18 protein-coding genes and 1 pseudogene are annotated in these 20,988 nt (G+C 66.7%); 12 read left to right on the forward strand and 7 right to left on the reverse strand.

All coding sequences use genetic code 11. The annotated features are described in order from the left end of the window. Positions 1 to 216: 216 nt before the first annotated feature. The 3 genes and pseudogenes from ACA097_RS11585 to ACA097_RS11595 all read right to left on the reverse strand — a co-directional run bounded on the left by ACA097_RS11585 (position 217) and on the right by ACA097_RS11595 (position 4,233). Positions 217 to 903: an NrdJb gene (locus tag ACA097_RS11585; protein WP_043248278.1), complete on the reverse strand. Its 687-nt coding sequence runs from the start codon at positions 901 to 903 to the stop codon at positions 217 to 219. A gap of 11 nt (positions 904 to 914) precedes the next feature. Continuing rightward, positions 915 to 3,124, reverse strand: a pseudogene (locus ACA097_RS11590) (adenosylcobalamin-dependent ribonucleoside-diphosphate reductase). Positions 3,125 to 3,312: 188 nt separating this feature from the next. Next, positions 3,313 to 4,233 carry a zinc ABC transporter substrate-binding protein ZnuA gene (locus ACA097_RS11595; protein ID WP_043248275.1) on the reverse strand — a complete coding sequence of 307 codons (921 nt, stop codon included), beginning with the start codon at positions 4,231 to 4,233 and terminating at the stop codon, positions 3,313 to 3,315. A gap of 70 nt (positions 4,234 to 4,303) precedes the next feature. Between ACA097_RS11595 and zur the strand changes: the two genes are divergently transcribed. The 8 genes from zur to ACA097_RS11635 all read left to right on the forward strand — a co-directional run bounded on the left by zur (position 4,304) and on the right by ACA097_RS11635 (position 10,462). After that, entirely contained in the window at positions 4,304 to 4,807 is a 504-nt protein-coding gene (zur, locus tag ACA097_RS11600; protein ID WP_084166548.1) for a zinc uptake transcriptional repressor Zur, read from the forward strand. Continuing rightward, complete coding sequence (znuC, locus tag ACA097_RS11605) at positions 4,807 to 5,613, forward strand: zinc ABC transporter ATP-binding protein ZnuC (protein WP_043248274.1); 807 nt, start codon at positions 4,807 to 4,809, stop codon at positions 5,611 to 5,613. The genes zur and znuC overlap by 1 nt, the downstream gene beginning before the upstream one ends. Beyond that, complete coding sequence (gene znuB, locus ACA097_RS11610; RefSeq protein WP_371370197.1) at positions 5,606 to 6,394, forward strand: zinc ABC transporter permease subunit ZnuB; 789 nt, start codon at positions 5,606 to 5,608, stop codon at positions 6,392 to 6,394. The genes znuC and znuB overlap by 8 nt, the downstream gene beginning before the upstream one ends. A 37-nt stretch (positions 6,395 to 6,431) precedes the next feature. Next, positions 6,432 to 6,812, forward strand: a complete 381-nt coding sequence (locus ACA097_RS11615) for a hypothetical protein (protein ID WP_371370198.1) — start codon at positions 6,432 to 6,434, stop codon at positions 6,810 to 6,812. A gap of 198 nt (positions 6,813 to 7,010) precedes the next feature. Then, positions 7,011 to 8,021, forward strand: a complete 1,011-nt coding sequence (locus tag ACA097_RS11620; protein WP_371370199.1) for a methionine ABC transporter ATP-binding protein — start codon at positions 7,011 to 7,013, stop codon at positions 8,019 to 8,021. Then, positions 8,018 to 8,683, forward strand: coding sequence for a methionine ABC transporter permease (locus tag ACA097_RS11625; protein ID WP_043248265.1), 666 nt, complete (start codon positions 8,018 to 8,020; stop codon positions 8,681 to 8,683). The genes ACA097_RS11620 and ACA097_RS11625 overlap by 4 nt, the downstream gene beginning before the upstream one ends. Positions 8,684 to 8,735: 52 nt before the next feature. After that, a complete protein-coding gene (locus ACA097_RS11630; RefSeq protein WP_371370200.1) occupies positions 8,736 to 9,518 on the forward strand; it encodes a MetQ/NlpA family ABC transporter substrate-binding protein in 783 nt (260 codons plus the stop codon). A gap of 296 nt (positions 9,519 to 9,814) precedes the next feature. Further along, positions 9,815 to 10,462 (forward strand): gamma-glutamylcyclotransferase, encoded by a 648-nt coding sequence (locus ACA097_RS11635; RefSeq protein WP_371370201.1) that lies wholly within the window; start codon positions 9,815 to 9,817, stop codon positions 10,460 to 10,462. Here the strand turns inward: ACA097_RS11635 and ACA097_RS11640 are convergent. The 4 genes from ACA097_RS11640 to ACA097_RS11655 form a co-directional block, all read right to left on the reverse strand. After that, positions 10,459 to 10,671, reverse strand: coding sequence for a DUF3079 domain-containing protein (locus ACA097_RS11640; protein ID WP_043256795.1), 213 nt, complete (start codon positions 10,669 to 10,671; stop codon positions 10,459 to 10,461). The genes ACA097_RS11635 and ACA097_RS11640 overlap by 4 nt on opposite strands. Positions 10,672 to 10,742: 71 nt before the next feature. Then, entirely contained in the window at positions 10,743 to 12,791 is a 2,049-nt protein-coding gene (fusA, locus tag ACA097_RS11645; protein WP_371370202.1) for an elongation factor G, read from the reverse strand. 784 nt (positions 12,792 to 13,575) lie between these two features. Further along, positions 13,576 to 14,625: a low specificity L-threonine aldolase gene (locus ACA097_RS11650; protein WP_371370203.1), complete on the reverse strand. Its 1,050-nt coding sequence runs from the start codon at positions 14,623 to 14,625 to the stop codon at positions 13,576 to 13,578. Positions 14,626 to 14,940: 315 nt separating this feature from the next. Next, positions 14,941 to 15,591, reverse strand: coding sequence for a hypothetical protein (locus tag ACA097_RS11655; protein ID WP_160285504.1), 651 nt, complete (start codon positions 15,589 to 15,591; stop codon positions 14,941 to 14,943). Between the two features lie 168 nt (positions 15,592 to 15,759). Between ACA097_RS11655 and ACA097_RS11660 the strand changes: the two genes are divergently transcribed. The 4 genes from ACA097_RS11660 (at position 15,760) to ACA097_RS11675 (ending at position 20,922) form a co-directional block, all read left to right on the forward strand. Next, the gene (locus ACA097_RS11660) at positions 15,760 to 17,136 is read left to right on the forward strand and encodes an L-serine ammonia-lyase (protein ID WP_160285503.1); all 1,377 of its coding nucleotides are present in this window, start codon (positions 15,760 to 15,762) and stop codon (positions 17,134 to 17,136) included. A 10-nt stretch (positions 17,137 to 17,146) separates the two neighbouring features. Then, entirely contained in the window at positions 17,147 to 17,863 is a 717-nt protein-coding gene (locus ACA097_RS11665) for a GlxA family transcriptional regulator (protein WP_160285502.1), read from the forward strand. Positions 17,864 to 18,091: 228 nt separating this feature from the next. Beyond that, positions 18,092 to 19,303, forward strand: a complete 1,212-nt coding sequence (locus ACA097_RS11670; protein WP_043248253.1) for a M24 family metallopeptidase — start codon at positions 18,092 to 18,094, stop codon at positions 19,301 to 19,303. Between the two features lie 275 nt (positions 19,304 to 19,578). Next, positions 19,579 to 20,922, forward strand: coding sequence for an MFS transporter (locus ACA097_RS11675; RefSeq protein ID WP_371370204.1), 1,344 nt, complete (start codon positions 19,579 to 19,581; stop codon positions 20,920 to 20,922). The last annotated feature ends 66 nt before the right edge of the window (positions 20,923 to 20,988 follow it).

Consider the following 20,988-nt stretch of genomic DNA (forward strand, 5'->3'; position numbering starts at 1 on the left):
AGTTGGCATCCCTGCCGTTACTCCTCCGCTCAAGTTCAACCCCAGCCTGACCATCCTTGGCCGGTCGTTCGCCGGCGCGACGCATGCTCTATCGGCATAAAGATCCGATCTTGAGCAGACATCCCTGTCGCGACTCATCTGCCCAAGCTCAACCCCGGCCCGGCCATCCATGGCCGGTCGTTCGCCGGGCGAAGCATGCTTCGCAAAGACTCCGGCTCACCCACATTTCGAATGCCCGCAGTTGAGGCAGGTGGCGCAGCCGTCCATTTGCACTACCGCCATCGTGCTGCACTTGCCGCATAGCTGGGCGCCGGTGGGGAAGCCTTCGCCGGGCTCGGCTTTGTTGGTGCCTTGGGCCGCTTCGTAGGCCGCGCGTTTTTCCGCGAGGTACAGGCGTTGTTCCTGGTCGATTTCCGGGCCCTGCATCAGGCCGATGGCGATCAGGTGGCGTTCGATCACCGCGCCTATTTCCGCCACGATCGACGGCATGTAGACGCCGCCGCGCTTGAGGTAGCCGCCGCGCGGGTCGAACACTGCCTTCATTTCCTCAACCATGAAGGTGCAGTCGCCGCCCTTGCGGAACACTGCCGACATGATGCGGGTGAGCGCCACTATCCACTGGAAGTGGTCCATGTTCTTCGAGTTGATGAAGATCTCGAAGGGCCGGCGCTGCTCGTAGGGCGTATCGGGGTTGAGCACCACGTCGTTGATGGTCACGTAGAGCGCGTGCTCGAACAGCGGCGACTTGATCTTGTAGGTCGCCCCCACCAGCATCTCCGGACGCTGCAGGGTCTCGTCCATCTTCACCACGGACGCTGCGGCGGCGGCTTCGGCGCGGGCGCGCTCCTCGACCACGTCCACCACTTCGAAGCCCTTGATCTTCTGACCGATCTTCACTGCCATCGCGGGCCTCCTCAGAACTTGCCGTAGTAGCCTTCTTTCAAGGCATCGAACAGGTTGGCGGCGGTGTGGATCTCACCGTCGTACTCGACTTCCTCGTTGCCCTTGAGCTCCACCGTGCTGCCGTCTTCCAGCTGGAAGCGGTAGAGCGTGCGCTCCAGGTCCGCGTCCTTGACCAGCACGCCCTGGAAGGCCGCCGGGTTGAAGCGGAAGGTCGTGCAGCCCTTCAGGCCCTGGCGCCAGGCGTACAGGTAGATGTCCTTGAACTGCTCGAAGGGGTAGTCGGTGGGCACGTTGGCGGTCTTCGAGATCGACGAATCGACCCACTTCTGCGCCGCGGCCTGGATGTCCACGTGTTGCTGCGGGCTGACGTCGTCGGCGGTGATGAAGTAGTCCGGCAGGCGATGGCGCTCGCTCTCGGCATCGGGCACGGCCTTGGCGTCGACATGCGCGCGGTAGGCCAGCAGCTCGTAGCTGTAGACCGAGATCTTCTCCTTGGTCTTGCGCCCGGGGCGGATCAGGTTGCGCGAGTAGTGGTGGGCGAAGCTGGGCTCGATGCCGTTGGAGGCGTTGTTCGCCAGGCTCAGGCTGATGGTGCCGGTGGGCGCGATCGAACTGTGATGGGTGAAGCGCGCGCCGTGGCGGGCCAGCGCCTCGACCAGCTGCGGCGCATGTTCGGCGATGCGCTGCATGTAGCGGGAATACTTCGCGTGGAGGATGCGGCCGGGCACCTTGTCGCCGATCTTGTAGCCATCGGTCGCCATCTCCGGGCGCTTGCGCAGCATCTCGGCGGTAACTTCATATTCCTGAACCAGCACCGGCGCGGCGCCTTTCTCTAGCGCCAGGTCAAGCGCCACTTCCCAGCCAACCAACGCCATCTCGCGCGCCACCTCTTCGGTGAACACGCAGGCTTCCGGGCTGCCGTAGCGCAGCTTGAGCATCGTCAGCGTCGAACCCAGGCCGAGGAAGCCCATGCCATGTCGGCGCTTGCCGAGGATTTCCTCGCGCTGCTGCGCCAGCGGCAGGCCGTTGATCTCCACGACGTTATCGAGCATGCGGGTGAACACGCGCACCACTTCGCGGTAGCGCTCCCAGTCGAAGCGTGGTTCCTCGCCAAAGGGCTCGACGACGAAGCCGGTGAGGTTCACCGAGCCGAGCAGGCAGGAGCCGTACGGCGGCAGCGGCTGCTCGCCGCAGGGGTTGGTAGCGCGGATTGCCTCGCACCACCAGTTGTTGTTCAGCTCGTTGACCCGGTCGATGAGGATGAAGCCCGGCTCGGCGTAGTCGTAGGTGGAGACCATGATCATGTCCCACAGGTGCCGCGCCTTGACCCGTCCGTAGATCTTGCAGGCGACCCGGCCGTCCTCGCCAACCACGTAGTCGTCGTGCACCGGCCAGTCGCGCCAGAGCACCTTGGCCGGGTCGTCCAGGTCGATCTCGCCGCGCTCCTTGTGGTGCACCGGGAACACCAGCGGCCAGTCGGCGTCGCTTTCCACTGCCTGCATGAAGCCGTCGGTGACCAGCAGGCTGAGGTTGAACTGGCGCAGGCGGCCGTCCTCGCGCTTGGCGCGTATGAATTCGCGCACGTCCGGATGGCCGACGTCGAAAGTGCCCATCTGCGCGCCGCGGCGACCGCCGGCCGAGCTCACGGTGAAGCACATCTTGTCGTAGATATCCATGAACGACAGCGGCCCGCTGGTATAGGCGCCGGCGCCGGAAACGTAGGCGCCGCGCGGGCGCAAGGTGCTGAACTCGTAGCCGATGCCACAGCCGGCCTTGAGCGTCAGCCCGGCCTCGTGGACCTTCTGCAGGATGTCGTCCATGGAGTCGTGGATGATCCCGGAGACGGTGCAGTTGATGGTCGAGGTGGCCGGCTTGAACGCCTGCGCACCGGCATTGGAGATGATCCGCCCGGCCGGAATGGCGCCGTGGCGCAGGGCCCAGAGGAAGCGCTCGTACCAGTGCTCGCGGGTCGCCGGGTCGGCCTCGATGTCGGCCAGTGCGCGGGCGACGCGCTGCCAGGTCGCATCGACGCTGTCGTCGACCGGCGTGCCGTCCTTCTGCTTGAGGCGGTATTTGCTGTCCCAGATGTCCTGGGAAGCCGGTTGCAGGGGCAGCATCCCCTGGTCGGCGCCGCGTGGGCGTGCATCGGTCCTGGCCATCCGCTGAGTAACCTCCTGTTGGCTGGGTGGTTGGCGCGAAATCCGACCACCGTACGCAACATCTAGTTATCAACTACTGACTGGCATCAATATCTTGTGCCTGCCGTAGCGCACAGATGAATGTAGAGCAAATTCCGACATCCCTCTAACCGGCGGCTTCATTCCTTGTAAAAGCGAGCTTGCTCGCGAACGACCCCTCAGAGGAGCCAGGTTCGCGAGCAAGCTCGCTCCTACGAAAGGCTCGCTCCGATCAGAGCTTTTCCAGACACCCGGCGAACTCGCCGGCCAGGTTGCCCAGCAGGTTCTCGTAGCCGTTGGCGTCGACCTTGACCGTCACGCCGAGGTCGTCCAGCTCGGCCAGGCGCACCGGCAGGCCGGCGCTGAGGGTGTCGGCGAGGCGCGGGCGGATCGGCGGTTCGCTGAAGATGCAGGCCGGGCCGGTCTTCTGCAGTTCCGCGCGCATCGCTGCCACGTGCTTGGCGCCCGGCTGGACGTCCGCGGAGACGGCGAAGACGCCCGCATGATGCAGGCCGTAGGCTTCCTCGAAGTAGTCGAAGGCCTCGTGGAAGACGAAGTACGGCTTGCCGGCCAGCGGCGCCAGGCGCTGTTTCAGGCGGGCGTCCAGCTGCTCCATGCGCTCGTCGAAGGCCTTGAGGTTGGCCTGGTAGCGGCTGGCGTTGGCCGGGTCGGCGATGGCCATGTCCTCGGCCATGCGCGCGGCGATCAGCTGGGCATTGGCGGGCAGCAGCCAGAGGTGCGCGTCCACCGAGCCGGGGCGGTGATCGTGGTCGTGATCCTCGTAGTCGGCCTGGGTCATGTGGCTGAAGTCGACGAACTTGCGCAGGTGCATGCCGGGCAGGTCCTGCAGCGCCGCGCTGGGCGCCGAGCGCGCCTGCAGCGGTTTGTCGAGGAACACCTCCATGTCCGGGCCGATCCAGTAGAACAGCTGCGCCTCGCGCAGGCGGCGGACATCGGACGGGCGCAGCGCGTAGCTGTGCGGCGAGGCGCCCGGCGGCAGCAGCACGTCCGGGGTGCCGGCGCCGTCCTGGACGGCGGCGGCGATCAGCTGCAGCGGCTTGATGCTGGTCAGCACCGTCACCTCGGCGCGGGCGCCAAGGCTCAGGAACAGGGCGCAGGCGGCGGAGAGCAGGGCAAATGGGCGCAGGGTCACGGCGAACTCACACGGGCAGGGAGGTAAAGAGTAATATAATAACGTCTCCGAACCCGAGCGACCTAGCCGCATGTACAAGTTGATGCCCAATACGCCCCTCGCCTGCCGCCCGCACGACCACGCCTCGTGCGTCGCCGGCGCCCTGGCCGAGGCTGACGCGCTTTGCGCGCGCCAGGGTGTGCGCCTGACCGAGTTGCGCCGACGCGTGCTGGAACTGGTCTGGCAGAGCCACAAGCCGCTGGGCGCCTACGACATTCTCGCCGTGCTCAGCGAGGAAGACGGCCGCCGCGCCGCGCCGCCGACCGTCTACCGGGCGCTGGATTTCCTCCTGGAAAACGGCCTGGTGCACCGCATCGCCTCGCTCAACGCCTTCATCGGCTGCATCAACCCGGAGCATGCCCACGAGGGCCAGTTCCTCATCTGCCGTACCTGCCACACCGCCATCGAGCTGGAACAGCCGGCCATCAGCCAGGCCATCATCGCCGGCGCCCAGGGCGTCGGCTTCCAGGTCGAGACGCAGACCGTCGAAGTAGTCGGCCTCTGCGCGGCCTGCGCGCCCAAGCAGGAGGCGTGATGAGCGAGGCCCTGGTGCGACTCGAGGGAGTCGGCGTGCGCTACGACGGCCAGGCGGTGCTGCAGAACGTCAGCCTGAGCATCGCCCCGCGCGAGATCGTCACCCTGATCGGCCCCAACGGCGCCGGCAAGACCACTCTGGTGCGCAGCGTGCTCGGCCTGCTCAAGCCCGACAGCGGCACCGTCTGGCGCCAGCCGAAACTGTCCATCGGCTACATGCCGCAGAAGCTGCACGTCGATCCGACCCTGCCGCTCTCGGTACTGCGCTTCCTGCGCCTGGTGCCCGGCGTCGGCCGCGAGCAGGCGCTGGCCGCGCTCAAGGAAGTGGGCGCCGCGCACGTGCTGGAGAAGCCGCTGCAGACCGTCTCCGGAGGCGAACTGCAACGCGTCCTGCTGGCCCGCGCGCTGCTGCGCAAGCCGCAGCTGCTGGTGCTCGACGAGCCGGTGCAGGGTGTCGACGTCGCCGGCCAGGCCGAGCTGTACCGCCTGATCACCCGCCTGCGCGACCGCCTCGGCTGCGGCGTGCTGATGGTTTCCCACGACCTGCACCTGGTGATGAGCACCACCGACCAGGTGGTCTGCCTGAACCGCCACGTCTGCTGCTCCGGGCACCCCGAGCAGGTCAGCGGCGACCCGGCCTTCGTCGAGCTGTTCGGCCAGGATGCGCGCAGCCTGGCGGTCTACCACCACCATCACGACCACTCCCACAACCTGCATGGCGAGGTGGTGCCGCAGGGCGCCAAGCTGGCCATCCAGGGCAAATTGACTCCGGTCCACAAGCACGGCCCCGACTGCAACCATGGCTGATTTCCTCCTTTACGCGCTGCTGGCCGGGTTGTCCCTGGCAGTGGTCGCCGGCCCGCTCGGCTCCTTCGTGGTCTGGCGGCGCATGGCCTATTTCGGCGACACCCTGTCCCACGCCGCCCTGCTCGGCGTTGCCCTGGGCTTCCTGCTGGACGTCAGCCCGACCCTGGCGGTGACCGTCGGCTGCATCCTCCTGGCCGTGCTGCTCGTGACCCTGCAGCAGCGCCAGCCGCTGGCCGCCGACACCCTGCTGGGCATCCTCGCGCACAGCACGTTGTCCCTCGGCCTGGTGACGCTGAGCTTCATGAAGGAAGTCCGTGTGGACCTCATGGGCTACCTGTTCGGCGACCTGCTGGCAGTGAGCCGCACCGACCTGCTGTGGATAGTCGCCGGCAGCGCCCTGGTGCTGGCGCTGATCACCTGGCTGTGGCGACCGCTGCTGGCGATCACCGTGCACGAGGAGCTGGCGCGCGTCGAAGGCCTGCCGGTGACGGCGATTCGACTGGCGCTGATGCTGCTGATCGCCATCGTCATCGCGGTGGCCATGAAGATCGTCGGCGTGCTGCTGATCACTTCGCTGCTGATCATTCCCGCCGCCGCCGCCCAGCGCCATGCGCGCAGCCCGGAACAAATGGCGCTAGGCGCCACGCTGGTGGGGATAGTCGCGGTGTGCGCCGGGCTGGCGCTGTCCTGGTTCAAGGACACCCCGGCCGGACCGTCCATCGTGGTCAGCGCGGCAGGCCTGTTCCTGCTGAGCTTTGTCCTGCCCCGGCGGACGGTGTAGAATTTGTCGATTTTTTGATCAATCGAGAGCCCAAGGCATGAAGTCGCTCGCCCTCCGCGTGCTGTCCATTCTCTCCGTCGCCCTGCTGCTGGGTGCCTGCCAGAGCCAGTCCACCCAGGCTCCGGCGCCGGCCGCCAGCGCCTTCGAAAGCTCCCTGGCCGCCGGCCAGCTGGAACAGGCGCAACTGCAACTGGGCCAGGAACACGAAAACGCCGCGCAACTGGCCGAACGCCGCCAGCGCCTGGCCGACGCCTACATCAAGCGCAGCCGCGAGGCCCTGCAGGCCGGTGACGTCAACGGCGCCACCAACGCCCTGGCGCGTGCTCGCTCGCTGATGCCCAAAGCGCCGGCGCTGGCCGCCGACGTCAACGGCATCGCCCATCCGGCCGAAGCCAGCCCGGTCAAGTGCGCGCCCTGAGGCGCGCCTTGCCCTCGAAGTAGCCGCTTTATCCCGCCTTATTCCAATTTGCTCAGTGCTTATCTGAACAAAGATTAATCAGCCATAAGAAAAGCAGGGTAAAATGCCCGGTTTTGGCTGACCGCCTATGCTCGATTGCCAGAGACGACCCGGCAGCCGACCCCTTCCCCACATCGACGCACCCACAAGGTTCGCCACGTGATCGAATTCCACGACGTCCACAAGACCTACCGCGTCGCCGGACGCGACATCCCGGCCCTGCAGCCGACCCGGCTGAGCATCGAAGCCGGCCAGGTGTTCGGCCTGATCGGCCACTCCGGCGCCGGCAAGAGCACACTGCTGCGCCTGATCAACCGCCTCGAAGAGCCCAGCGGCGGGCGCATCGTCATCGACGGCGAGGACATCACCGCCCTCGACGCCAACGGCCTGCGCCGCTTCCGCCAGAGCGTCGGGATGATCTTCCAGCACTTCAACCTGCTGGCCTCCAAGACCGTCGCCGAGAACATCGCCATGCCGATGAAGCTCGCCGGCAGCTACAGCGCCGCCGAGATCGCCACGCGGGTCGACGAACTGCTCAAGCGCGTGGGCCTCGAAGCCCATGCCCGCAAGTACCCGGCGCAGCTGTCCGGCGGCCAGAAGCAGCGCGTCGGCATCGCCCGCGCCCTCGCCTGCCGGCCCAAGCTGCTGCTCTGCGACGAGGCCACCAGCGCCCTCGACCCGCAGACCACCGGCCAGGTCCTGCAACTGCTGGCGGAGATCAACCGCGAGCTGAACCTGACCATCGTCCTGATCACCCACGAGATGGACGTGATCCGCCGCGTCTGCGACCGCGTCGCGGTGATGGACGGCGGGCGCATCGTCGAACAGGGCGATGTGGCCGACGTCTTCCTGCACCCACAGCACGACACCACCCGGCGCTTCGTCTTCGAGGCCGAGCGGGTCGACGAGGACGAGCAGCACGACGACTTCGCCCACGTCCCTGGGCGCATCCTGCGCCTGACCTTCCGCGGCGAAGCGACCTACGCCCCGCTGCTCGGCACCGTCGCGCGCCAGACCGGCGTGGACTACAGCATCCTTGCCGGGCGCATCGACCGCATCAAGGACCAACCCTACGGGCAGCTGACCCTGGCGCTGGTCGGCGGTGACATCGACGCCGCCATGGGCCAGCTGAACGCCGCCGAAGTCCATGTGGAGGTACTGCGCGCATGAGCGACTTCTTCGTGAACATCGACTGGTCGGAGATCCTCCAGGCCACCCTCGATACCTTCTGGATGCTCGGCGGCTCGCTGCTGTTCACCGTGATCCTCGGCCTGCCGCTGGGCGTGCTGCTGTTCCTCACCGGGCCCAAGCAGATGTTCGCCAACCGCGGCATCTACGGCGTGCTGGCGTTCGTGGTCAACGTGCTGCGCTCGCTGCCCTTCATCATCCTGCTGATCGTGCTGATCCCGGTGACGCTGCTGCTGGTCGGCACCTCGCTCGGTGTCGCTGGCGCCATCCCTCCGCTGGTGGTGGGCGCCACGCCGTTCTTCGCGCGCCTGGTGGAAACCGCGCTGCGCGAAGTCGACAAGGGCATCATCGAAGCGACCCAGGCGATGGGCGCCAGCACTCGCCAGATCATCGTCAACGCCCTGTTGCCGGAAGCCCGTCCGGGCATCATCGCCGCCATCACCGTCACCGCCATCACCCTGGTGTCCTACACCGCGATGGCCGGCGTGGTCGGTGCCGGCGGCCTCGGCGACTTGGCGATCCGTTATGGCTACCAACGCTTCCAGGACGATGTGATGCTGCTCACCGTCGTCATGCTGGTGGTGCTGGTGCAGGTCCTGCAGACCGTCGGCGACAAGCTGGTGGTCCATTTTTCCCGCAAATAACCGCAAGGCCCGCCATCCGCGGGCACAGAAAAAGTCCCAAAAGGAGCGAACAATGAAAAAACTGCTTGCCGCCTTCGCCGCCGCCGCGGCCATCTCGGCCCCGCTGGCCCAGGCCGCCGACACCCTGAGCGTCGCCGCTACCCCGGTTCCGCACGCGGAGATCCTCAACTTCGTCAAACCCATGCTGGCCAAAGAAGGCGTGGAGCTGAAGGTCAAGGAATTCACCGACTACGTGCAGCCGAACACCCAGGTCGCCGAGAAGCACCTGGACGCCAACTTCTTCCAGCACCAGCCGTACCTGACCGAGTTCAACAAGTCCAAGGGCACCGACCTGGTCGCCGTCACCGGCGTGCACATCGAGCCGCTGGGCGCCTACTCCAGCAAGTACAAGAAGCTGGATCAGCTGCCCGAAGGCGCCAGCGTGGTCATCCCCAACGACGCCACCAACGGCGGCCGCGCCCTGCTGCTGCTGGCCAAGGTCGGCCTGATAACCCTCAAGGACGACAAGAGCATTACCGCCACCCCGAAGGACATCGTCGGCAACCCGAAGAAGATCAAGGTGCGTGAACTGGAAGCCGCGACCCTGCCGCGCATGCTGAACCAGGTCGACCTGGCGCTGATCAACACCAACTACGCGCTGGAAGCCAAGCTGAACCCGACCAAGGACGCCCTGGCCATCGAGGGTTCCGACTCGCCCTACGTGAACATCCTGGTCGCCCGTCCGGACAACAAGGACAGCGCCGCCATGCAGAAACTGGCCGCCGCCATGCACAGCCCGGAAGTGAAGAAATTCATCCAGGACAAGTACAAGGGCGCCGTGGTCCCGGCGTTCTGATCGCCTGTACGACCCGTCCTACCGAAGAAGCCCGACCTCAGCGTCGGGCTTTTTTATGTCTGAAAGCCAGGTCTGACGGTTTCGGCTGTAAAACCGCTGCAATACGCAGCCTCTATAAAGGGCCTTCAGAAGTTGTTTTCAGGCCGCTTTTCCATACTCAGGCAGGGGAGAGCGGCCTTTTTTCTTCTTTTCCCCACCATTCGTCCGGTTAAAGGTGTCTTGCCGGGCAACCCCTTCAGTCAGATTCCTACATCCGCTAACTTTTCTGACAGCGTGTTGTAGCTGGGGGGTTACGCATGAATTCGTCCGATACGCCCGACGATCCCTTCTATCCGCCGGTGCTGGGGGCACCGGAACGACACAGCGCGGAGCAGTTGCGCGCCTCGCTGGAAATCACCATGGCCGACCACGGCGGCGGGCCCGTCTGGCTGTTCGCCTATGGCTCGCTCATCTGGCGCCCGGAGTTCCCGGTGGCCGAGGCCCGCCGCGCGCGGGTGCATGGCTACCACCGCGGGCTCTACCTGTGGTCGCTGACGCACCGTGGCACGCCGGAAATGCCCGGCCTGGTGCTTGGTCTTGATCGCGGCGGTTCCTGCTCGGGCTTCGCCTACCGGCTGCCCGACGACGGGCTCGACGCCAACCTTTTCGCCCTCTGGCAGCGCGAAATGCCCTACGCCTCCTACCGCCCGGAATGGCTGAGCTGCCGCCTGGACGACGGTAGCCGGGTACGCGCGCTGGGTTTCGTCCTCGAGCGCCACCTGCCCAGCTACGCCGGCTCGCTGCCGGACTGCATCGTGCAGCGCGTTTTCGAGAGCGCCCAGGGCCACTTCGGCACCACGCGCGACTATGTCGAGCAGACAGTCAGCGCGCTGCGCGCCTGCGCCATGCCCGACCTCAACCTCGAAGCCCTGCTGGCGCGCTGCTGCGGCAAGGTGTCGTCCTAGCGCTCGGTGCGCGGTTCGGGGGCCGGCAATGGAGCGGCGTCGAGCCCCCAGCCGGCATCATCGGCCCAGTCCTCGCCGAATACTTCCACCGGATGCTGGGTGCGGCTGGCGCCGTTGCCGCAGCCCATGGCATTGGCCGGACAATAGCGGTCGCAACCCCAGCAGATGCGCTCGGGGTGGCTGGGGTTCAGGGGGAATTTCTTGGCCATGGTGAAGTTGTCCACAGGCAGGGCGTCGAGTCCATTCAACGCCTTGCCGACAAGCGATGGCTTGTCCTGGATCAGTCTTCTTCCTGCACCGCCTTGTAGCCGCTGGACAGCCGCTGCTGCACATCCTGCGGCACGGCGCTGTAGTGGCTTGCCTCCAGGGTGTAGAAGCCCTGCCCGGCGGTGATCGACTTCAGCCGGTTGGCGTAGCCGTCCAGCTCCGCCAGCGGCACCTGGCCGCGCACCATGGCCACGCGCGCCGACAGCGGCTCGGTACCCAGCACCTGGCCGCGGCGGCCGGTGAGGTCGGCGGTGATATCGCCGAGGTTGGCATCGGGCGTTGTCACCGCGATGCTCACCACCGGCTCCAGCACCATGCCGCCGGCATTGCGCAGGGCGTCGAGCATGGCCTTGCGCCCGGCGTTCTGGAAGGCGATGTCCTTGGAGTCCACCGAGTGGCTCTTGCCGTCGTACACCGTGACCTTCACGTCCTCCACCGGGAAGCCGGCAAGCGGGCCTGCGGCCAGTGCCGAGCGCACGCCCTTCTCCACCGAGGGAATGAACTGCCCGGGGATCACCCCGCCCTTGATCGCATCGACGAACTCGAAGCCGGCCCCGCGCGGCAGAGGCTCGATGCGCAGGAAGACCTCGCCGAACTGCCCGGCGCCGCCGGTCTGCTTCTTGTGCCGGCTGTGGCCTTCGGCCGGGCGCGTCGCGGTTTCCCGGTAGGGCACGCTCGGCGGGCGAGTGCTGACTTCCAGCTTGTAGCTGCCGGTCAGGCGCTCCAGCAGGTAGCGCAGATGCAACTCGCCCATGCCGCGCAGCACGGTTTCCTGGGTCGAGGCGTTGTAGTCCAGGCGCACGCAGGGGTCTTCGGCCAGCAGGCGCTGCAGCACCTCGGCCAGGCGCTGCTCGTCGCCGCGGCGGCTCGCCTCGATGGCCAGGCCCTGCATGGGCACGGGGAAGTCCAGTGGCTGCAGGCGGATGTGGTCCTCGTCATGGGAGTCATGCAGGACCACATCGAACTCCAGCTCGTCGATCTTGGTCAGCGCGCCGAAGTCACCGGGGATCAGCTGCGGCACCTCTTCATGCCGCCGGCCCTGCAGGCGCAGCAAGTGGCCGACCTTGAACGGCTTGCGACCATCGCCGGCGAACAGCTGCATGTCGCGGCGCACGGTGCCCTGGTGCACACGGAAGACGCCCATGCGCCCCACGAAAGGGTCGATCACCACCTTGAACACGTGGGCCAGCACATGGGCATCGGGATCGGGGCGCGAGCGGAACGCAGTCACCCCACCGGCCTCGTCGACCCGTTCGAACAGCGGCGGATTGCCCTCGGTCGGGTTCGGCGCCAGGCGCGCCAGCACGTCGAGCAGCTCACCCACTCCGGCGCCACTGCGCGCCGAGACGAAGCACAGGGGAATCAGGTGCCCTTCGCGCAGTGCCCGCTCGAAGGGCTCGTGCAACTCCTCCGGCTGGATCGAGCCCTGTTCCAGGTAACGCGCCATCAATTCCTCATCGACCTCGACGACCTGGTCGACCAGCGCCTGGTGCGCCTCCTCGACCGAAGAGAAATCGGCATCGCCGTCCGGCGCGAAGAAGCAGTCGGAAACCCGCGTACCGCCACCGGCCGGCAGGTTCAGCGGCAGCACTTCCTTGCCGAAGGCTTCGCGCAGGTCGGCCAACAGGCCGGCGAGGTCAACGCGTTCGGCATCGATCTTGTTCACTACCAGCATCCGGCACAGGCCGCGCTCGCCGGCCCAATGCATCATGCGCCGGGTGTTCAGTTCGATGCCGTTCTGCGCATTCACCACCACCAGGGCGGTATCCACCGCCGCCAGCGCCGACAGCGCGTGGCCAATGAAATCGGGGAAGCCGGGGGTATCGATCAGTTGGATATGCGCGTCGCCATGGCTGAGGTGGACTAGCGCCGCAGACAGCGAGTGGTGGTAGTCGCGCTCCATGGGATCGGCGTCGCACAGGGTGTCGCCGCGCTCCAGCGAGCCCATCGCGGGGATGGCGCCACTGCGCTGCAGCAGGGCTTCGGCGAGCAGTGTCTTGCCGGTGTCGCCATGGCCGACCAGGGCGACCGTGCGGATCTGTTCGACCGAATAGTTCGACATGGGAAACCTCCCGAGGCAGGGGTACCGGGAAGTATAGGCAGGCCATCCGGCGCATCCTGGGCAAAAAATCGCCAGCCGCGCGCGCCCCAGCAGGCATGCACATGGCAGCGCTTTCGGCACAGGTTTTCCACAGCTTGCTGAAGTGCGTCTCCACAGCGCTTGTGGACAAGCCGAAGGCACTTGCCGATGCCAATCGAAGGCCACGTCGCACGGGCTTTTCAGCGATTTTCGTGGTGGTTTTTCGAGCAATCCCCGGGAGGCCCCGCGAGGCCTGTCCGAGCGAACCTTATCCACAGCTTTATCACAAGCGGACCCACAGCTTCCGTGGACAGCCGGCTGGATGGTTTTCGCCGAATTTCCAACCGTTCCCCTTTACCACGGGCTTTTGGTGAATTTTTGAGCACTCAGCCGGAGCTCACGGAACATGCGTGCTGCAGCTATCCACCGACAGCTTATCCACAGCTTTCCGGCAGTCCGCTCCACAGCCACTGTGGGCAACTGCGAGGCATTCGCCGCGCTTTCGCAAAGCCTTGAAAATCAAGGCGATCATCAAAAACAAGGTCAAAAAACGTACAGCCCGGCGCACGCCCTGAAGGACCTGCCCGGGCGCCGTTCACTCACACCTTATCCACAGAAGGGCCAACAGCTTTCGGGGGCAACTTTCACGGCGTCGAACAGCTCTTCGTCGATTGCCCCAAAGCCAGGCGTGACGGGGCCTGCAGCGCTCTGCGCACAGCCCGGCCACAGGCTGCGCACAGGGATTTCCACGGATTCCGTGGACAACTCAGGCGGCAGCGCCCATCACAGCGCGAATGTCCTGCGCCAGCGCCTCGACCCGCGCGGTGTCGGTGTCCCAGGAGCACATGAAGCGCGCACCGCCGGCGCCGATGAAGGTGTAGAAGCGCCAGCCGCGCTGGCGCAGGGCTTCCAGCGCCGGCTCCGACATCTGCAGGAACACGCCGTTGGCCTCCACCGGGAACATCAGGCTCACGCCCGGCACGTCGGCGACCAGTTGTACCAGCAGGCGCGCGCTCTGGTTGGCGTGCCTGGCGTAGTGCATCCAGGCGTCGTCCTGCAGCACGCCGACCCAGGGCGCGGCGAGGAAGCGCATCTTCGAGGCCAGCTGGCCGGCCTGCTTGCAGCGGTAGTCGAAGCCTTCGGCCAGCTCGCGGTTGAAGAACAGGATGGCCTCGCCCACCGCCATGCCGTTCTTGGTGCCGCCGAAGCAGAGCACCTCGACGCCGGACTTCCAGGTCAGCTCGGCCGGCGAGGCATCGAGGAAGGCGCAGGCGTTGGAGAAGCGCGCGCCGTCCATGTGCAGGTGCAGGCCCAGCTCACGGCAGGTTTCGCTGATCGCCTTCAGCTCCTCAGGGCGATACACGGTGCCGACTTCGGTGGCCTGGGTGATGGTCACCACGCGCGGCTTGGGATAGTGGATGTCCTGGCGCTTCAGGGCGATCTCGCGGATCGCCTCGGGGGTCAGCTTGCCCTGGGCGTCGGTGCGCGCCAGCAGCAGCTTGGAACCGTTGGAAAAGAACTCCGGCGCACCGCACTCGTCGGTCTCGACGTGGGCGGTCTCGGCGCAGATCACGCTGTGGTAGCTCTGGCACAGCGAAGCCAGGGCCAGGGAGTTGGCGGCGGTGCCGTTGAAGGCGAAGAACACCTCGCAGTCGGTCTCGAAGAGCTCGCGGAAGTGATCGGAGGCGCGCGCCGTCCACTGGTCGTCGCCATAGGCGCGTTCATGACCGCGGTTGGCCTCGGCCATGGCCGCCCAGGCTTCCGGGCAGATGCCGGAATAGTTGTCGCTGGCGAATTGCTGGGAGTTGTCGAACATCGAAAGCTGCCTCGGGAAAAAGTCATCCGCAGGCAGCGTAGCGAAATCGGAGGGATTGTAGGAGCGCGCCATGCGCGCGATTCGCGGCCATGGGCCGCTCCTACAGGGGAATGTCCGTGTGCGACGGAGATCCCGTAGGGCGAATAACCACGTAGTGGTTATCCGCCGTCAAACGTCGGCGCCAGGACGATGGCGGATAACGCCTAGCGTTATTCGCCCTACAGGCTCGGCATTCGCGGTGGGAGGTTCGCGAGCAAGCTCGCTCCTACGAAGAGCCTCGGGCGCATGACCGTTGCGGTCATGCGCCACGGCACCCTACGGCAGCGCCGTCAGCTTCATCTGCTCGACGATCGGCACGAACAGCTGGCGCATGGCCTGGGTGTTGCCGCCGTTGGGCTTGTCCGGGCTGGTGATGGTCAGCACGTAACGGCCCTTGATCAGACCGGTGAGGGTCGCGTCGCCAGTGTCACCCTTGGCCGGTGCTACCACGCCGAGCGGGTCGCCCATGCGGGTGGTGTCGATCACCGGCAGGTAGTCCTCGCCGCCGAACTTGTCCGCGGTGCCGTTCTGCAGCGCGGTTTCGCGGGTCTTGTTGAGCAGCGTGAGGCTGGAGTGGGTCATGTCGCGCAGCTTGTTCTGCGCGTCGCGGTAGGCGATGGCCTGGGCGCTGTTGGCGTCCTGGGCCGGCGCCGGCATGCCGGTGTCGACCAGGCTGACTTCCAGGTGCAGGCTGCCGTCGGCGTTGCCGTAGACCAGGGTGGCGTCGTTGTAGCCGCACTTGCGCGAGATGAAGGGATAGCCATACAGGGTCTTCTGCGGCGGCAGGGCGACCTCCAGCGGATGCCCGGTGCAACTGTCGGCCGGCACGGCGGCCTTGGCAGCCTTGGCCTTGTCGTCACCACCGCCGCAGCCGTGGAGGGTCGCGCCGATCATCAGGGCGCTGAGCAGGATCAGGGAGCGTTTCATGGCGTCCTCGGTTTTGACAGTGGCGGCATTCTAGCTGCTGGCGGCGCCCGCGGGCAGCCGATCGCTCCGGTGGATGGGTGCATTTTCGGGTCGGGAACGGACATCTTTGCTGTCGCAGTCGGACCGAGAATCGGCACAAGCGGTATTGCCATTCGAGGAGAGTCCGGCATGGCCATCAGTGTGTTCGACCTGTTCAAGATCGGTATCGGCCCCTCCAGTTCGCACACGGTGGGGCCAATGCGCGCCGCCGCCCTCTACGTCGGCGCCCTGCGCGAGCGCCAGCTGCTCGGCCGCATCGAGCGCATCGAGGTGAAGCTCTACGGCTCGCTCTCCGCCACCGGCGTCGGCCACGGCACCGACCGCGCGGTGATCATGGGCCTGATGGGCGAATGGCCGGACCGCATCGACCCCACGCAGATCGCCCCGCGCATGGCCGCCCTGCTCGACAGCGGCGAGCTGAACCTGGCCGGCGAGCGGCGCATTCCCTTCGACTGGGTCCGCGACATGCGCCTGCTCGACGAGAACCTGCCCTACCACCCCAATGCCATGACCCTGCTCGCCTACGCCGGCGGCCAGGTGCTGCACGAAGACACCTACTACTCCATCGGCGGCGGCTTCGTCGTCGATGCCGAGCAGGCCGCCTCCGGCGCCCTCGACCAGGACCACACCCGCCTGCCCTACGACTTCGACAGCGCCGCGGAGCTGCTGCAGCTGTGCCGCCGCCACAACCTGCGCGTCTCCGAGCTGATGCTCGCCAACGAACGCATGTGGCGCAGCGAGACCGAGATCCGCGAGGGCCTCAAGCACATCTGGCAGGCCATGCGCGATTGCGTCGACGCCGGCCTGCGTCATGAAGGCATCCTCCCCGGCGGCCTCAACGTGCAGCGCCGCGCCGCGCGCCTGCACCGCAACCTGCTGGAGATCGGCAAGCCCAACGTCATCGGCTCGACCTTGAGCGCCATGGAGTGGGTCAACCTGTTCGCCCTCGCGGTGAACGAGGAGAACGCCGCCGGCGGGCGCATGGTCACCGCGCCCACCAACGGCGCGGCGGGGATCATCCCGGCGGTGCTGCACTACTACATGCGCTTCAACCCCGATGCCTCCGACGACGACGTGGTGAATTACTTCCTCGCCGCCGCCGCGGTGGGAATCCTCTGTAAGAAGAACGCCTCGATCTCCGGCGCCGAAGTCGGTTGCCAGGGCGAAGTCGGCTCGGCCTGCGCGATGGCCGCCGCCGGCCTCGCCGAAGTCCTCGGGGCCAGCCCCGAGCAGGTCGAGAACGCCGCCGAGATCGGCCTGGAGCACAACCTCGGGCTGACCTGCGACCCGGTCGGCGGGCTGGTCCAGGTGCCGTGCATCGAGCGCAACGCCATCGCCGCGGTGAAGGCCATCAACGCCGCACAGATGGCCCTGCGCGGCGACGGCCAGCACTTCATCAGCCTCGACCAGGTGATCCGCACCATGCGCGACACCGGCGCCGACATGCACGACAAGTACAAGGAAACCTCGCGCGGCGGCCTGGCCGTCAGCAGCATCGAGTGTTGAGGACCCGGCCATGAACGCATCCGCCCACGTGAACTTTCTTCTCCAGGACGGCTTCGACCTGCTCGCCCTGGCCCTGGCCCTGGAGCCCCTGCGCCAGGCCAACCTGCTGGCCGGCGAAAGCAGCTTCGGCTGGACCTTGCTGAGCGTCGACGGCAAGCCGATCCGCGCTGGCAATGGCCTCTGCGTGAACGCCGAGGCGCCGCTGCTGGCGCGCCCACCGGCGGATCTGCTGGTGCTCTGCGGCCCGGACGGCTGCCGTCCGGCGAATGCCACGGAGGGCCCCGACAGCGCCAGCGCGCTCCTGCACCTGATCGGTCACCGCCAAGGCGCCGAGCTGGCCGAAGCGGTACGCGCCATTCTCGACGTCGAACGCAGCCAGGGCCCGTCCAATACCGGCGGCCCGCCCCACGCAGGTCTGCAGCGCGCTATTGCGTTGATGCGCGCACACCTCGCCCAGCCCATGGAGCTGACGCAACTGGCGGCGACCCTGGGGTTGTCCCGGCGCCAGGTCGAGCGGCTGTTCCAGCGCTACCTGCAATGCACCCCGGCGCGCTACTACCAGCGCCTGCGCCTGGCCCACGCGCGCCAGCTGCTGCGCCGCGATGCCCGGCCGCTGACCGATGTCGCCCGGGCCTGCGGCTTCGCCTGCTCGCGGCATTTCGCGCGCTGCTACCGCGAGCACTACGGCCGACCGCCGACCCAGGAGCGGCTGCAGGCGCTGCACTGACCTCCTGACAACGAGTTGCACCACAGGCCCGCGCGTGTCGGCAGCACGCGTCGGGCCTTTTTTTCGTCTGCGATTTTTCGTCCCGCCAGGGCCGCGGAAGGGTGAGCGGATACGTCCAAGTTCGGGTCGGAATCGTGCAAAAGAGCGCCCCGTGGTTCTGCTGCAATGCCATCCAACGACCCGCCAGAAAGGCGCGTCGACTGACAAGAAGCAGCGAGGATTTACGCCATGCAAATGCCCCAGACGCTCCGGATCCGCAATGGTCAGCAGGTCCGTTCGACCTTCTCCGCGCAGGAATACGCCAACCGCCAGGCCAAGCTGCGCGCACACCTGGCTGCCGAGAACATCGATGCGGCGGTCTTCACCTCGTACCACAACATCAACTACTACTCCGACTTCCTCTACTGCTCCTTCGGCCGCCCCTACGCCCTGGTGGTGACCCAGGACGCCGTGGTCAGCATCAGCGCCAACATCGACGGCGGCCAGCCGTGGCGCCGCACCCAGGGCAGCGACAACATCGTCTACACCGACTGGCAGCGCGACAACTACTTCGTCGCCATCCAGCAGGCACTGCCCAAGGCCGGCCGCATCGGCATCGAATTCGACCACCTGAACCTGCAGAACCGCGACAAGCTGGCCGCGCGCTACCCCGGCGCCGAGTTGGTCGACGTCGCCGCGCCCTGCATGCGCATGCGCATGATCAAGTCCGCGGAAGAGCACGCGATCATCCGCCATGGCGCCCAGGTCGCCGACATCGGCGGCGCCGCCGTGGTCGAAGCCCTGCGCGACCAGGTGCCGGAATACGAAGTGGCGCTGCACGCGACCCAGGCCATGGTCCGCGAGATCGCCAAGCGCTTCCCCGACGGCGAGCTGATGGACACCTGGACCTGGTTCCAGTCCGGCATCAACACCGACGGCGCGCACAACCCGGTGACCTCGCGCAAGGTGAACAAGGGCGACATCCTCAGCCTGAACTGCTTCCCGATGATCGCCGGCTACTACACCGCGCTGGAGCGCACCCTGTTCCTCGACCACTGCTCCGACGAGCACCTGCGCCTGTGGCAGATCAACGTCGAGGTGCACGAGGCGGGCCTGAAGCTGATCAAGCCGGGCATGCGTTGCAGCGACATCGCCAAGGAACTGAACGAAATCTTCCTGCGCCACGACGTGCTGCAGTACCGCACCTTCGGCTACGGCCACTCCTTCGGCACCCTCAGCCACTACTACGGCCGCGAGGCGGGCCTGGAGCTGCGCGAGGACATCGACACGGTGCTCGAGCCGGGCATGGTGGTGTCGATGGAGCCGATGATCATGCTGCCGGAAGGCCTGCCGGGTGCCGGCGGCTACCGCGAGCACGACATCCTGATCGTCACCGAGAACGGCGCGGAGAACATCACCCGGTTCCCGTACGGGCCGGAGCGCAACATCATCCGCAAGTGACCTGAAACCGCCGCGCGTCGACTCATCGACGCGCGGCACCTTTTCCTCCATCCCGCCCTCAGGACGGTGCCGATCGAATAACAACAACCCTGCGCCCAGCCGTATCCGCGCACCTATCACCACCCGCTGCCGAACCGCCATTTCGATAACAAAACAGAGGTATGGGCAATGGTCACTTTCTCTCCGGGCGCCGCTGGCGCTCCCGACACCCGCGACGCGCGTCGCTACACTGAATCCCAGGCACCCCGGGCAGCCGCCTGCCGTGGAGGTGCGCAATGAGCCTGTCCCAGCAACCCCTTTCCTACGGCACCGCGTCGATGAGCGCACCCCTCAGCGAAGAACGCCGCGTGCTGCGCCGAGCCGCCTCGGCGGCCTTCATGGGCAACTTCGTCGAGTGGTTCGACTACGCCGCCTACGGCTACCTCGCCGCGGTCATCGCCGTGGTGTTCTTCCCGCAGACCGACAAGACTTCCGGGCTGCTCGCCACCTTCGCGGTATTCGCCCTGTCCTTCATCGTGCGGCCCATCGGCGGCATCGTCTGGGGCCACATCGGCGACCGCTTCGGACGCCGCAACGCGCTCTCGCTGTCGATCCTGATCATGTCCGGCTCGACCTTCTGCATCGCTCTGCTGCCCAGCTACGCCCAGGTCGGCCTGCTGGCGCCCGGCCTGCTCCTGGCGATACGCCTGGTGCAGGGTTTCTCCGCCTCCGGCGAATACGCCGGCGCCTCGGCCTTCCTCGCCGAATACGCCCCCGACCGCAAGCGCGGCTTCTACACCTGCCTGGTTCCGGCGAGCACCGCCGCGGGACTGCTGGCCGGCTCGCTGTTCGCCTCACAGCTGTACGCCCACCTCGACAGCACCCAGCTGCACGAATGGGGCTGGCGCCTGCCATTCCTGCTCGCCGCGCCCCTGGGCCTGATCGGCCGCTACATACGCCTGCACCTGGCCGACACACCGAAGTTCCGCGAGATGGAGCAGGCCATGGAAAGCAAGCAGGGCGAGCACCGCGCGCCCATCAGCCTGCTGTTCGGCCGCTATCGCCGGCAGTTGCTGGTAGCCATTGGGGCAACCTGCCTGAACGCCGTGGCCTTCTACCTGATCCTCAGCTACATGCCGACCTACCTATCGGCCGAGATGGGCATGAGCGAGAGCGATTCCTTCCTCGCCTCGACGGTGTCGCTGGCCACCTATATCGGCTTCATCTTCCTGATGGGCAAGCTGTCCGACCGCTTCGGCCGCAAGACCATGCTGGTCGCCGCCTCGCTGCTGTTCCTGGCGCTCACCGTGCCGCTGTTCAGCCTGCTCGGCAGCGCCACCTTCGCCTTCATCCTGCTGATCCAGATCGGCTTCGGCCTGATGCTGGCGATGAACGACGGCACCCTGCCGTGCTTCCTCGCGGAAATCTTCCCGACCCGCGTGCGCTACACCGGCTTCGCCTTCAGCTTCAACACCGCCAACGCCCTGTTCGGCGGCACCGCGCCCTTCATCGCCACCTGGCTGATCAGCCTCACCGGCAACAAGCTGGCACCGGCCTGGATGCTGGTCGCCGCGGCGGGCGTCGCGCTGCTGGCGATGCTCTGCGTGCGCGAAACGGCGTACCGGCCGATGGCCGACTGAGCGCGGCCGCCGCGCGCCCCTGAATCCTGCCAACTTCGGGTCGGATTCAGACAAAAGACGTGCGGC

The organism is Pseudomonas sp. QL9 (genome assembly GCF_041409665.1).
Taxonomy (GTDB): Bacteria; Pseudomonadota; Gammaproteobacteria; order Pseudomonadales; family Pseudomonadaceae; genus Pseudomonas; species Pseudomonas knackmussii.